General features: G+C 39.4%; 10 protein-coding genes. 9 read left to right on the forward strand and 1 reads right to left on the reverse strand.

The genetic code is table 11. From position 1 onward, the window contains the following. Positions 1–307, reverse strand: a 307-nt coding sequence (locus BM308_RS01430) for a transposase (RefSeq protein WP_218152520.1), incomplete at its 3' end; no start/stop codon positions are given. A 42-nt stretch (positions 308–349) separates the two neighbouring features. Here BM308_RS01430 and BM308_RS01435 point away from each other — a divergent pair. From BM308_RS01435 to BM308_RS01475, 9 genes are all read left to right on the forward strand, one after another. Beyond that, complete coding sequence (locus BM308_RS01435; protein ID WP_373604435.1) at positions 350–772, forward strand: acyltransferase family protein; 423 nt, start codon at positions 350–352, stop codon at positions 770–772. Between the two features lie 767 nt (positions 773–1,539). Continuing rightward, on the forward strand, positions 1,540–2,610 hold the full coding sequence (locus BM308_RS01440) for a substrate-binding domain-containing protein (protein WP_074942528.1): 1,071 nt from the start codon (positions 1,540–1,542) through the stop codon (positions 2,608–2,610). 66 nt (positions 2,611–2,676) lie between these two features. Continuing rightward, entirely contained in the window at positions 2,677–4,251 is a 1,575-nt protein-coding gene (mmsA, locus tag BM308_RS01445; RefSeq protein WP_074942529.1) for a multiple monosaccharide ABC transporter ATP-binding protein, read from the forward strand. A 5-nt stretch (positions 4,252–4,256) separates the two neighbouring features. After that, the gene (mmsB, locus tag BM308_RS01450; RefSeq protein ID WP_074942530.1) at positions 4,257–5,420 is read left to right on the forward strand and encodes a multiple monosaccharide ABC transporter permease; all 1,164 of its coding nucleotides are present in this window, start codon (positions 4,257–4,259) and stop codon (positions 5,418–5,420) included. Positions 5,421–5,532: 112 nt separating this feature from the next. Further along, positions 5,533–7,710: a xylulokinase gene (gene xylB, locus BM308_RS01455; protein WP_074942531.1), complete on the forward strand. Its 2,178-nt coding sequence runs from the start codon at positions 5,533–5,535 to the stop codon at positions 7,708–7,710. Between the two features lie 82 nt (positions 7,711–7,792). Further along, entirely contained in the window at positions 7,793–8,827 is a 1,035-nt protein-coding gene (locus tag BM308_RS01460; protein WP_074942532.1) for a LacI family DNA-binding transcriptional regulator, read from the forward strand. Positions 8,828–9,042: 215 nt separating this feature from the next. Then, the gene (rpsO, locus tag BM308_RS01465; RefSeq protein ID WP_371258487.1) at positions 9,043–9,309 is read left to right on the forward strand and encodes a 30S ribosomal protein S15; all 267 of its coding nucleotides are present in this window, start codon (positions 9,043–9,045) and stop codon (positions 9,307–9,309) included. 581 nt (positions 9,310–9,890) lie between these two features. Further along, a complete protein-coding gene (pnp, locus tag BM308_RS01470) occupies positions 9,891–12,140 on the forward strand; it encodes a polyribonucleotide nucleotidyltransferase (protein WP_083425388.1) in 2,250 nt (749 codons plus the stop codon). Between the two features lie 70 nt (positions 12,141–12,210). Next, on the forward strand, positions 12,211–13,602 hold the full coding sequence (locus BM308_RS01475; RefSeq protein ID WP_074942533.1) for a sodium-dependent transporter: 1,392 nt from the start codon (positions 12,211–12,213) through the stop codon (positions 13,600–13,602). Positions 13,603–13,614: the final 12 nt, after the last annotated feature.

Here is a 13,614-nt window from a genome sequence, read left to right on the forward strand (position 1 = left end):
TCTTTGATATCTGATGGTTTACATCTGACATCCAGCGGTTTTCTCGTCCGGATATAGCTTTTAGTCTTCGTCTTGCTGATTTTGTTCCTTTAGCCTGAAACTCTCGTCTCAGCTCAAGGAATTTGTTTCGCTTTGTTGCAATCTTCTTTCCGCTTATAAATTCGGTCTTTCCTTCTTCATCATAGCTTACAGACAGAAAGCGTAAGCCTCTGTCTATTCCCACTATATGTTTTACATTCTCTTTTTTGAAATCTTCTTTTTCTCTGGTTACAGGAATATGCAGATACCATAGGCCTTTAAGTTCCATAAGCTTCGCTGTTCCAAATCTCCAGCTGCCATCAAAAAAGGAATATCTTATTATGCAGTCTCAGCTTTTGAGATATTCATTTTCATATCTCTTCTTATTGGACTATATTGGAAACACCTAGGATTCAATCTTGGAAATAACGTAATGTCTGGAACAATTGCGTTACTACTTTGGATGTTTTTAATAAAGAAAGTTTTTTTATCAAACTTCTTCAATAAATCCTGGGCAATCTATTTTGGAAAATACACTTATTCAATATTTCTAACACACTACGTTATCTTATGGATAAGTGGATCATTTATAAATTCCCATCCTGATTTTTGTATACAACATAGTATAGCAGTGCCTACGGCTGTCATTGTTGCAATGCTTATTTTTGCAGTTTTCTGTCATCATATTGTTGAAATGCCATTGTCAAGATGGACTGCAGATAAATTCCTATATAAGGATAAAGCTAAAGCATAAACATATAACAAAAGCCCAACTTCCGCTATATAAAGTTGGGCTACTCAAAAATTCTTATCAATTCAGCGGGCAACCTTTCTAAATACGAAAACGAGATAGTTATATAAAGAAAACTCTATCTATTACATCTCTTCTTAATATGCGACAAAGATAATTGGAATTAGGTGTGACAAATATAATTTCATAACATCTATTTTTTGCGACAAACTAAATTACCCAAGTACAGTGTGTGCATTTGAAAAAAGCACATTTAATGCACTTTTGCTTCAAAAATAGCTATTTTGATCAACGGATCAGCACACTAAAGCAAAGATAAAATATTTGAAAAAAAAATTCTAATTCTTGTTTTTTATGCCCAAAACAGAGGCAAAAATAAAAAAAATTAACCTAAAAATTACACAATATTAAACCATATATAATAAGTTTACTGAGTGAACTAACTTGTCTGATGTGTATATGGCACGGTTAGACACAGAAAAATAATAAATAGAAAAAACAGATTGATATATATTAGTTTTGTGATAAAACTAATTATTTGCAAAAACCGTTTACGGTAAGATGTTTTATATATTTTATGAATATTTGGCTTATACAATTTTAAGTGTAAATTTTATAAAATACTTATAAAACAAGTAGATAAATAAAAAGTGAGATATGAATCTAAAAATAAAATCAAATTAAAAAGAAAATAATGCATTTTTTTTAGATCAGAATTAGTATGTTTTTGTGCACGTGCACAGATGAAAACAATAAACATGAGGTTTACTATGAAGATTAAGACAACTTTAACTACTCTTTGCTGTGCTGTATTAGCTTGCACTGCTTTCGCATCAACCGCTAACGCAGCTAAAATCGGTGTTTCAATGCCAACTCAGTCATTACAGCGTTGGAACCAGGATGGTCACAATCTAAAGGACCAGTTAGAAGCAGCAAATCATAAAGTTGAACTTTTATACGCAGGCGACAACGATATTCCTACACAGTTATCTCAGATTGAGAACCTGATTGCTTCAAACTGTGAAGTTCTAGTTGTTGCTCCAATTGATGGTGGTTCATTAACTCAGGTTCTACAGGGCGCTAAAGAGAAGGGCATTCCTGTTATTTCTTATGACCGCTTAATCATGAACTCAGATGCAATTTCTTACTACGCAACCTTCGATAACTACAAGGTTGGTCAGATTCAGGGTAACTACATCGTTGATGCTTTAAAGCTAAAGGATGATAAGACTGCACCTAAGAACATCGAGTTCTTCACCGGTTCTATCGATGATAACAACGTTAACTTCTTCTGGGGCGGTGCAATTGACGTTCTACAGCCATACTTAGATTCAGGCAAGTTAGTATGTAAGTCAGGCCAGACCAAGAAAGAGCAGGTTGCTACTCAGAACTGGTCAACTGAAGAAGCTCAGAAGCGTATGGAAAACTTAATCTCTTCAGTACAGTATGGTCCTCAGGGTGTTAAGTTAGACGCAGTTCTATCATCAAATGACTCTGTCGCAAACGGTGTAACCAATGCTCTAGTTGCAGAAGGTTACAACAAGGATAACTTCCCAATCCTGACCGGTCAGGACTGTGATAAGCCATCAGTTAAGAACATTAAGCGCGGCCTACAGACTATGTCTGTATTCAAGGATACCCGTGTTCTAGCTGACCAGGTTGTTAAGATGGTTAACGCAATTGTAGATAAGCAGGATGTTCCTGTTAACGATACCACTACCTACAACAACGGTACTGGTGTAATTCCTTCATACCTATGTTCTCCAATTGTTGTAACTAATGCAAACCTGAAGGAAGTTTTAGTTGATTCTGGTTACTACACAGAAAAGGAAATCAAATAATTTAAGTAGTTAAAGTACTTTTCAGGCCGGAATTCTTCCGGCCTGTTTTGGAGAAGAGAACACGTTATGACCGAGCAAAAAGTATTGCTTAAGATGAAAAATATCACCAAACGTTTTGGTAAGGTTACAGCCTTAAAAGACGTTAATTTAGAGGTGAAAGAGGGCGAAGTACACGCACTTGTTGGTGAAAACGGTGCTGGTAAGTCAACCCTTATGAATGTCTTAAGTGGAATTTACCCTTATGGCTCTTATGAAGGTGACATTATTTTTGATAATGAAACCTGTAAGTTTAGTAAAATTCACGATTCCGAAGATAAAGGTATTGTAATTATCCATCAGGAATTAGCATTAGTACCTTATCTATCTATCGCTGAAAACATGTTTTTAGGTAATGAGCGTGTAAGCTCAATGAACAAAGGTGTTGTTGACTGGCCTAGAACTTATCAGCGTGCAAAAGAGTTACTTGATTTAGTTGGATTAGATGAAGATCCACATACTTTAATTAAAGATATTGGTGTTGGTAAACAGCAGCTGGTTGAAATTGCAAAGGCTGTTTCTAAGAACTGTCGTCTACTGATTCTTGACGAGCCAACAGCATCTCTGAACGAAGACGATTCCCAGAAGTTACTTGAACTTATCGCCAAGTTCAGAAGAGAAGGCATGACCTGTATCATCATTTCTCATAAGCTAAATGAGATTTCATATATTGCAAACTCAATTACTGTTGTCCGTGATGGTTCAACAATTGAGACTCTAGATAATTCTAATCACGACGTTTCTGAAGACAGAATTATTGCAGGAATGGTTGGACGTGCTCTAACCGATCGTTTCCCTAAGAGAGACCCAAGCCACAAGATCTCTGATGAGGTTTTACTTGAGGTTAATAACTGGACTGTACATCACCCTCTGAATCCTAAGAGAAAGGTTAATGACAACGTATGCATCAAGATTCATCGTGGTGAGGTGGTTGGCCTTGCAGGTCTGATGGGTGCAGGCAGAACAGAGTTTGCTAAGAGTCTGTTCGGTCGTTCATACGGTGTAAACATCAGCGGTGATGTAAAGATGAACGGTAAACCTGTTCAGTTTAAGACTGTAGTTCAGGCTATTAAGTCAGGTTTAGCATATGTAACAGAAGATCGTAAGGGCGATGGTCTGGTTCTTGAGAACCCAATCGCAGCCAACATGACTCTGGCTAACCTTGAAGAAGTTTCAAAGAACATGGTTTTAGACAAGAACCTTGAGATTGTTAAAGCCAAGGAACTGAAACAGGATCTAAACGTCAAGTGCGCATCTGTAATGCAGAATGTAGGTAACCTGTCTGGTGGTAACCAGCAGAAGGTTCTACTTGCTAAGTGGATGCTGGCTCATCCAGAGGTTCTGATTTTGGACGAACCTACTCGTGGTATCGACGTTGGTGCTAAATACGAAATTTACTGTCTGATCAACAAACTTGTTGAAGCAGGAAAGGCTGTGCTGATGATTTCCTCTGAATTACCTGAGGTTTTAGGTATGTCAGATCGTATTTATGTTATGAACGAAGGAAAGATTGTTGGAGAAATGCCTCGTTCAGAAGCAAGTCAGGAATCAATCATGGGTGCAATCCTACGTACATCCGGTAAGAAACATATTGTGGAGCAATAATAAAAATGGCTTATATTTTAAACATGTTCAAACGTAATTCTCTGTTGATTGCGTTAGTTTTAGTAATGATCTTCTTTGAAGTTCTGATTCAGTCTACTGATAAGGGATCTCTATTCTCACCTCAGAACTTTACTAACATTATTTACCAGAACAGTTACGTTATTATCTTAGCCGTAGGTATGTTATTCCTGATTATCGGTTGCGGTAACATCGATTTGTCTGTTGGTTCTATCGTTGCCTTAATCGGTGCTGTTGCCGGTGTATTGATGGTTAACAATGAATACAACATCTACATGTCAATGGCTATCTGTATTCTGTTAGGTATTATCATCGGTGCATGGCATGGTTTCTGGATTGCATATATCCGTATTCCATCATTCATCGTAACCTTAGCAGGTATGTTACTGTTCCGTGGTTTAGCTCTGATTGTACTTGACGGTATTACCATCAACCCATTCCCATATGAGTACTTACAGCTGTTCACCTCATTCGTACCAGCAAACCGTGCAGATGCATATGCAACCACAGTTGCAATCACCATGGTAATCGTTGCAATCTACGTTGTTGGTGTTCTATTCAGCCGTGTTTCAAAGATTAAGAAGGGTTACGAGGTTGAGCCTCTATCAGGCTTCCTGTTCAAGCATGTAATCGTATTAGCTGCTTTAATCGCTTCAAGCTTACTGTTAGCTCAGAACAAGGGTATTCCAGTTATCTTAGTTCTAATCGCTGCTGTTGTAATCATCTACGCATTCATCGCTAACAAGACTGTTGTTGGTCGTCGTATCTATGCATTAGGTGGTAACGAAAAGGCTGCTAAGCTATCTGGTGTTAATACCAACCGCTTACTATTCCTGTCATATGTAAACATGGGCTTACTAGCAGCTGTTGCAGCTCTGGTTTGTGTGGCTCGTTTCAACTCAGCTTCTCCTATGGCTGGTACCGGCTATGAGCTTGACGCAATCGGTTCATGCTTCATCGGTGGTGCTTCTGCATACGGTGGTGTTGGTACTGTTGGCGGTGCTGTTATCGGTGCTATCTTCATGGGTGTGCTGAACAACGGTATGTCAATCCTAGGTGTTGATGCTAACTGGCAGAAGGCTGTTAAAGGTCTAGTTCTTCTGGTTGCCGTGGTTGTTGATGTTATGTCAAAGAAGCGCGTAACTAACTAATAAAAAACAGGGGGCTTTAAAAGCCCCCGATTCTTTCCCAAACAAAGATCTATCAAGCAAATAAACTAACTTTAGTTACTTCTCTATAATAATTAATTAGGACAACTATTTTATGCGTTATTTATTGGGTGTTGACCTAGGTACATCAGGTACTAAAACAGTTTTATTTGACGAAAACGGAAATACTCTTTCTTCAAAGACTATCGAGTATCCTTTATTACAGCCAAAGAATGGCTGGGCTGAACAGGACCCAAAGTTCTGGTACGACGCAACTATCAATTCAATTAAGTTTGTATTAGAAGACAGCAAGGTAAATGCTGAGGATGTAGTTGCTTTATCTATTGCAGGTCAGATGCACGGACTTGTAATGTTAGACGAGAACGGTAAGGTTCTCAGAAATTCAATTCTATGGTGTGATGCCAGAACTCAGAAGCAGTGTGATGAGATTACTGCATTAGTAGGCAAGAAGAGACTTATTGAAATCAATGCAAACCCTGCACTGACTGGTTTCACCGCTCCAAAGATTTTATGGGTTCGTGAAAATGAGCCTGAGATTTACGACAAGTGTCGTACTATCCTTTTACCAAAAGATTATGTTCGCTACATGTTAACCGGCAATAAAGCTATGGAAATTTCCGATGCTTCCGGTACTAATCTTCTGGATATTACAAACAGAGTCTGGTCTGATGAGATTCTAGAGAAACTGAATATTGATAAGTCTCTGTTACCGCCAATTATCGAATCAAGCGCAGTTGCAGGTCACATTACTCCTGAAATTGCAAAATTAACCGGCCTAAGCGAGAAGACTATTGTTGCTGGCGGTGCAGGTGATAATGCCGCAGCTGCTTTAGGCACCGGTGTATGTAAGGAAGGTGATGCCTTTGTTACCCTAGGTACCTCAGGTGTTATTTTTGCTCACACAAACAAACCATCAATCGATCCTCTCGGACGTGTACACACCTTCTGTGCTGCAGTTGAGAATTCCTGGACAGCTATGTCATGTACCTTAGCTGCAGGTCTATCTTTACGCTGGACACGTGATGAGCTTTATTCCTTTGAAAAGGAACAGGAAGCTAAAGCCGGTAGCGATGTCTACAATCTGATGACTGCAAAGGCAGCTGAGTGTCCTGTTGGTTCAGACGGTCTGATTTATCTTCCATATCTGATGGGTGAAAGATCACCTGTATTAGATCCAAATGCCCGTGGTGTATTCTTTGGCTTAAGCGCAAGACACACCAAAGCTCATATGACAAGAGCTGTTCTTGAAGGTATTACCTTATCTCAGCGTCATAATCTTGATGTTCTTCATCAGATGGACATCAATCCTGTTACTCTGACAGCCTGTGGCGGTGGTGCACAGTCACCATTCTGGCGTCAGCTTCTGGCAGATATTCTAAAGTGTAAGATTGTTACCACCACCTCTAAGGAAGGTCCTGCATTAGGTGCAGCTATCCTTGCTGGTGTTGCTGCAGGTATCTTCAAGTCTGTTGAGGAAGGCTGTGCAAAACTGGTCAAGACGTCTGACAAGCAGTCTTCAACCAATGAGAGCGTAGCTAAGATGTATGATGAGGTTTATAAGATCTATTCATTCTTATATCCAACTCTACGTCCTGCATTCTCTAAGCTTGACACCATGAGAAAGAAACTTGATGGTGAAGAGGTTGCTAAATATAAGGAAGTTACCGACGTAGAATTTGAAAGATACGGTAAGGTAATCACTGATATTGATACACCTAAGCTTCTATCTCTAATTGAGAAGACTCCTTTAATTCCTGGTACTGACTACAAGGCATCTGTTGATTATCTTGAGGACCCTTCAGTAATGCCTGTATTGAAGAATCAGGTCTTTGGTGGTCTTAATATCCAGTTCGGCTACTGCAACGGTGACAACAAGGGATTAAACTGCCTCGAGTATCACCGCAACAGCGAACTTAACATTGCTGCTACCGATGCTGTTCTAATGGTTGCTCCTATGACTGCAGTTCATGACGGTATCATTGATACCAATGACGTTGAAACCTTTATCGTAAGAAAAGGTCAGGCAGTTATGTTCTATGAGACAACCCTGCATTATGCACCTTGTGTTGCTCCTGGCTACGATCACTTCAAGGTTGGTGTGGTTTTACCTAAGGACACAAATACCGACAGACCTGAAGGTGTATCTCGTGATGGCGAGTCTGGCTGTCTAACTCACAACAACAAGTGGCTGTATGCACATAAGGACTCTGCTGAGGGTAAGGCAAACATGACTACAGGCAAACTAATCGGTGAGAATCTGTTTATAGATTAGTCTGCATTGAATAGGGGGACAGCTATGTCCTCCTATTGATAACAATTAAATATAAGAATAATAATTTTGGGATTATTACACGATGACAGTAACAGTTAAAACTTTAGCAAAGGCCGCTGGCGTATCAAGAGGAACTGTTGATAGAGTACTGCATAATCGTGGTTCGGTAAAAAAAGAACTAGCATTAAAAATTAAGACTCTGGCCAAGGAATTAGGATACGTTCCAAACAGAGCTGGTCGTGCTTTATCAGGTATTAGAGATCGCTTCAAGATCGGTGTGCTTCTTCCAAGTATTGGAAATATCTTCTTTGAAGGCGTTATTGAAGGTATAGAGAAGGCCATATCTGAGTACGAGGAACTTGGCGTAGACGTTATTTACAAAAAAGTTCAGGGCTATGATGAGAAAACTCATCTAGAAGCCATTGACGAGTTAAAGCAGATGGGCTGTTCTGCTCTCTGTCTTGCAACCATTGATACAGAATCTGTAGCTCAGAAGATTAATGAATGTGAATTACTGGGAATTAAGGTTATTCTGGTTAATTCAGATGTAAAGAACTGTAAGCGAGTCTGCTATGTTGGCTCTGATTATCAGAAGGCCGGAAAGACCTGTGCTGGTTTACTGTCTCTGATTTCAAAGTTTGACAAGCTTAATATTCTGGTTGTTACCGGTTCAAGTCTGATGCACGGGCACAGAAAGCGTATTGAAGGTTTTGTTGAGGAATTAAAGAATCTCAATGTTGATTTTGAAATCTGCGGTCAGATTGAATCAAATGATTCTGACATTCAGGCTCAGATTCAGACATCAAAATATCTGAACGAACATAATGAAGTCAACTGCGTATATGTTACCGGTGCTGGAGTTCAGGGCGTAGGTGCCTCAATTATTGCAACCGGTCGAGATGATATTATAGGTATAGCTTTTGATGATATATACACAACTGTTGAAATGGTAAGAGCCGGTATTTACAAGTTTGTTATCTGTCAGCAGCCTGATCGTCAGGGCTATCATGCCATTAAACGTGCCTATCAGGTTCTTTCAGGTACAATCAATGAAACTGGTTTTACTGATTTTTACACAGATACCATTATAAAAATCGCATCCAATATCGGAAAATAATCCGAATTTATACCTTACAGCTTTTGTTGTAAGGTATAATTCTTCTTTTAAATCAATTAGATACAATTCTTTTAAATCTTTTTTAAATTCTTGTAAAATATAAAGTTAAATTTGTATAAAGATTCTATCTTTTATGATAGAATTAGCACGCTTTCAACTGAGTTTGTGATCGGTTTGGAAGTTTTATTTTTCACAAAATATGGAGCATATAAATTATGTTAACAGTAGAAGATAAGGCAAAAATCGTTGCTGAGTTTGGTCGTAACCCACAGGACACTGGTTATCCAGAGGTTCAGATTGCATTACTATCTGCAAGAATTTCTGACCTACAGCCTCACTTTGAGACTCACAAGAAGGATCACCACAGCCGTCGCGGCCTACTACGCTTAGTTGCTCAGCGTCGTAAGCTTCTTGACTACTTAAAGACTTCAGACCTTGCACGTTACAGCGCAATCGTTGAGAAGTTAGGTCTCCGTCGCTAATCAGTGGCAGAGTAGGGCGGCTTTGGTGCCGCCCGAATTTTATGTTTCATGTCTTTTTTGCAGTTCTTTTCTGCAGTAAGTCTTGTTTAAGATTTGCAGTTCTTTTGCTAAATTCATTGGTTCTGTAGTTTAACTGATGAGTCGATATTTGGATTTGTAACAGTTTTTTGTTTACTCTATTCTTCAATCCGCAGAAATTCCTTTTTCAGGCGCGAGAAAGATCTCAAAACTTACAAAAACATTATCAAAAGCAAGAATTTGAAAATGTATCTGTGTGATAATATTGCAGATAAACTTGCTTGTTAATACAAAGTGAAAGTAATAAAGATCTTTGATTTTTAGCTTGGCAATCAGTTTGTTTTACTGTTTAGAGTAAAAAGTAATTTTTTAAGGATGAATATTTATCCTTGAGGATATGCTGAAACTAGTTTCAGCTTTTTTATGTAACACTGTTGGAATAGAGGCTGTCCCTTTTTTAGGTAGTATAAAGAAGAAAAAAGGGTATCCGCATCTGGTAGTGATAAAGTGAATTCCCACGAAAGAGGCAAACAAAAGTGGGAAAAAAGTGGAGATAATAATCGATGAATTTAAAGCCAATAGTTCACACCTTTAAATATGGTCGTCATACTATTACATTAGAAACTGGAGCAATTGGTCGTCAGACTGATTCTGCTGTAATGGCATCAATGGACGATACTACCGTATTTGCTACCGTAGTATGCAACCGTAAAGAAGAAGTTGAAGGTAGAGATTTCTTCCCTCTAACTGTTAATTACCAGGAACGTTCTTATGCTGCAGGTAAAATCCCTGTAAGTTTCTTCCGTAGAGAAGGTCGTGCAACAGAAGGTGAGACTCTGATTTCTCGTCTTATCGACCGTCCATTACGTCCTTTATTCCCAGATGGTTTCGTAAATGAGGTTCAGGTTGTTGTTACTGTTATGTCTGCAAATCCTGAAATCCCAACAGATATCATTTCAATCATCGCTGCATCTGCAGCTTTAGCTTCATCTGGTCTTCCATGGAATGGCCCACTAGGTGCAGCTCGTGTTGGCTATATTGATGGTCAGTATGTTCTAAACCCATTAACCTCAGAGTCAAAGGTATCTGATCTTGATCTTGTTGTTGCAGGTTCAGAGAAGGCTGTTGTAATGGTTGAGTCAGAGGCTAACTGCCTACCTGAGTCAGTAATGCTTGGTGCTGTTATGTACGGCCACGAGCAGCAGCAGACTGTAATTAAAGAGATTGAAGAGTTCGCCAAGAAGGTTAACCGTCCTGTTTGGGACTGGGTAAAGCCAGAGGAGAACACTGCTTTAATCGAGGCTGTAAAGGCTGATGCTGAGCAGGCTGTTGGTGACGCATTCAGAATCGTTGATAAGCTGGAGCGTCAGGATAAGCTGGCTGAGATCCAGAAGAATACAACTGAGAAGTTAAAGGCTGAACACGAAGAGTGGGCAGAGAAGGATAACGAAATCGCCAAGATTTTCTTTGAGTTAGAGCGTAACATCGTTCGTGAGAGAATCCTTTCAGGTGAAAAGCGTATTGATGGTCGTACCTTAAGAATGATTCGTCCAATCACTATCGCTACCGGTATTCTTCCTCGTGTGCACGGTTCTGCTTTATTCACCCGTGGTGAGACTCAGTCTATTGGTACCTGTACTCTAGGTTCAGAGAGAGATGCTCAGACCTTTGAGGATATGGCTGGTGTTCGTTCAGACAGATTTATTCTTCACTACAACTTCCCTCCATACTGTGTAGGTGAGATTGGTCTGATTGGATCTCCAAAGCGTCGTGAAATTGGTCACGGTCGTCTAGCTAAGAGAGCCTTAAAGGCTGTTCTTCCTGAGATGGAGAATTTCCCATATTCAATTCGTGTTGTTTCAGAAATCACTGAGTCAAACGGTTCATCTTCAATGGCATCTGTATGTTCAGGCTGTTTATCTCTGATGGATGCCGGTGTACCTATCAAGGCTCCTGTTGCTGGTATTGCAATGGGTCTTGTTAAGGAAGATGACAGAGTTGCTATTCTGACCGATATTATGGGTGATGAAGACCACTTAGGTGATATGGACTTCAAGGTAGCCGGTACCCGTGATGGTGTTACCGCTCTGCAGATGGATATCAAGACCGACGGTATTACCCGTGAGATCATGCAGAATGCATTAACTGATGCTCACGCTGCAAGAATTCACTTACTGAATGTAATGCAGAAGGCCATCCCTGGTCCTCGTGAGACTCTGTCTCCTTATGCTCCACGTGTAGTAACCATCAAGGTTCCTGCAAACAAGGTTAAGGAAGTTATTGGTAAGGGAGGCTTCAATGTCCGTTCAATTCAGGCTGATACCAACTCTCAGATCGATATTGATGATGATGGTACCGTAAAGATTTCAGCTTCTTCATTAGCATCAGCTGATGCTGCAATTAAGCGCATTAATGATCTTTTAGTTGAAGTTGAAGTTGGTCAGGATTATGATGGAAAAGTTGTAAGAATCACTGATTTCGGTGCTTTCGTAAACATTCTTCCTGGCAGAGATGGTCTTGTACACATTTCTCAGATCACCGAAGAGCGTGTTGAGAATGTAAATGATTATCTATGTGTCGGTGATGAAGTTCGTGTTCGTGTTCTAGACATTGATAACACTGGAAGAATCCGCTTATCAATCAAGGCATTAGCTGAGGCTGAGAATGCTAAGGCTGAAGAACAGAAGGCTGAACAGGATTCAACTCCTGAAGTTGATTTAGAGGAAGATGCTGAGCCAGCAGAGAACACATATGTTCAGGCTTCATCAGAGGATCTGCCAAATCCATATGAGAATAGCCCTCGCGAGGAATAATCCTTAGCTCGTGCTATGTTAAATAAAACAAGGCTCGTTAAAAATACGGGCCTTTTTTGTGAGAAAAAAAATGACAAGTACTCAAAATAATAATAGAGAACAGTTTACTTCCAGACTAGGATTCCTTCTCATTGCTGCAGGATGTTCAATTGGTCTTGGAAATGTATGGCGTTTCCCTTATATCACTGGTCAGTATGGCGGCGCTTTATTTGTACTTATCTATATAGCATTTCTGATTCTGCTTGGAATACCTCTGGTAACAATTGAGCTTTCAGTAGGTAGAGCTTCAAGAAGATCTATCGGTCGCTCCTTTGAAATACTGACTCCTAACAAGAAGTGGTATATCTGTAAGTATTTTATGATCATGGGAAACTACATCCTGATGGCATTCTATACCATGGTTACTGGATGGATGTTCTACTATTCCACAAAAATGCTGTTAGGTGAATTTACTGCAGCTCCAATGAGCCAGGGAGATTCTGGTGCTATTTTCGGCGGTATGCTTGCTGATCCTGTTACTCAGATTATCTGTACTGTCATTGTTACCGTAGTTGGTTTTTCTGTATGTGCCTGTGGTGTAAGGAACGGTGTAGAGCGTATTACCAAACCAATGATGGTTTTACTGTTCATGATGCTGGTTTTCCTTTCCGCAAGATCATTTTTCCTACCTGGTTTTGAAAAGGGCTTAGAGTTCTATCTGATGCCTGATTTTTCTAAAATTTCATCACAGAATCTGTATGAGGTTTTATATGCAGCATTAGGTCAGGCTTTCTTTACATTGGGATTAGGTGTAGGTTCTCTCCAGATTTTCGGTTCTTATATGAATTCTCACAAATCCATAACCTACGAAGCAGCCGTTATTACACTGTTAGATACTATTGTTGCTATTTTAGCCGGTATCATTATCTTCCCAGCCTGCTTTAGCTATTCTGTTGAGCCAGGTCAGGGCCCTGGTCTGATTTTTGTTACTCTGGTTTCTGTGTTCTCTAACATGGCTGCTGGTCAGATCTGGGGAAGTATTTTCTTTATCTTTATGCTGTTTGCTGCGGTTTCCACACTGATTGCTGTGTTTGAAAACATCGTTGGTATCAGTATTGATGTATTCAATATTTCAAGAAAGAGAGCTGTTGTATACAACTGCATAGTGATTCTTGTTTTAGCTCTGCCCGTAATTCTCGGCTTCAATGTATTATCAGATGTACATCCTCTAGGTGAGGGCACTGTAATTCTTGATTTATATGATTTTATTCTGTCTCAGAATATTCTCCAAATTGGTGCAATTATCTATGTTTTATACGTCTCATGGAATTATGGATGGGGATTTGATAAATATTTAAAGGAGACCAACAAGGGCTCAGGATTTAAATTAACCAACAAATTTAAGTTCTATTTCAAATATGTATTGCCTTTAATTGTAGTTTTCCTTTTAATTCAAGGCTATATATCTGTTTTTAATAAATAATAATAACGAGAA

Source organism: Succinivibrio dextrinosolvens, from assembly GCF_900116345.1.
Classification (GTDB): domain Bacteria; phylum Pseudomonadota; class Gammaproteobacteria; order Enterobacterales; family Succinivibrionaceae; genus Succinivibrio; species Succinivibrio dextrinosolvens_B.

Excerpts from the sequence above, each read along its gene's own strand:
- mmsA (WP_074942529.1), top strand. The coding sequence starts at position 2,677 with ATGACCGAGCAAAAAGTATTGCTTAAGATGAAAAATATCACCAAACGT.
- BM308_RS01475 (WP_074942533.1), top strand. The coding sequence starts at position 12,211 with ATGACAAGTACTCAAAATAATAATAGAGAACAGTTTACTTCCAGACTA.
- xylB (WP_074942531.1), top strand. The coding sequence starts at position 5,533 with ATGCGTTATTTATTGGGTGTTGACCTAGGTACATCAGGTACTAAAACA.
- pnp (WP_083425388.1), top strand. The coding sequence starts at position 9,891 with ATGAATTTAAAGCCAATAGTTCACACCTTTAAATATGGTCGTCATACT.
- BM308_RS01460 (WP_074942532.1), top strand. The coding sequence starts at position 7,793 with ATGACAGTAACAGTTAAAACTTTAGCAAAGGCCGCTGGCGTATCAAGA.
- BM308_RS01440 (WP_074942528.1), top strand. The coding sequence starts at position 1,540 with ATGAAGATTAAGACAACTTTAACTACTCTTTGCTGTGCTGTATTAGCT.
- rpsO (WP_371258487.1), top strand. The coding sequence starts at position 9,043 with ATGTTAACAGTAGAAGATAAGGCAAAAATCGTTGCTGAGTTTGGTCGT.
- mmsB (WP_074942530.1), top strand. The coding sequence starts at position 4,257 with ATGGCTTATATTTTAAACATGTTCAAACGTAATTCTCTGTTGATTGCG.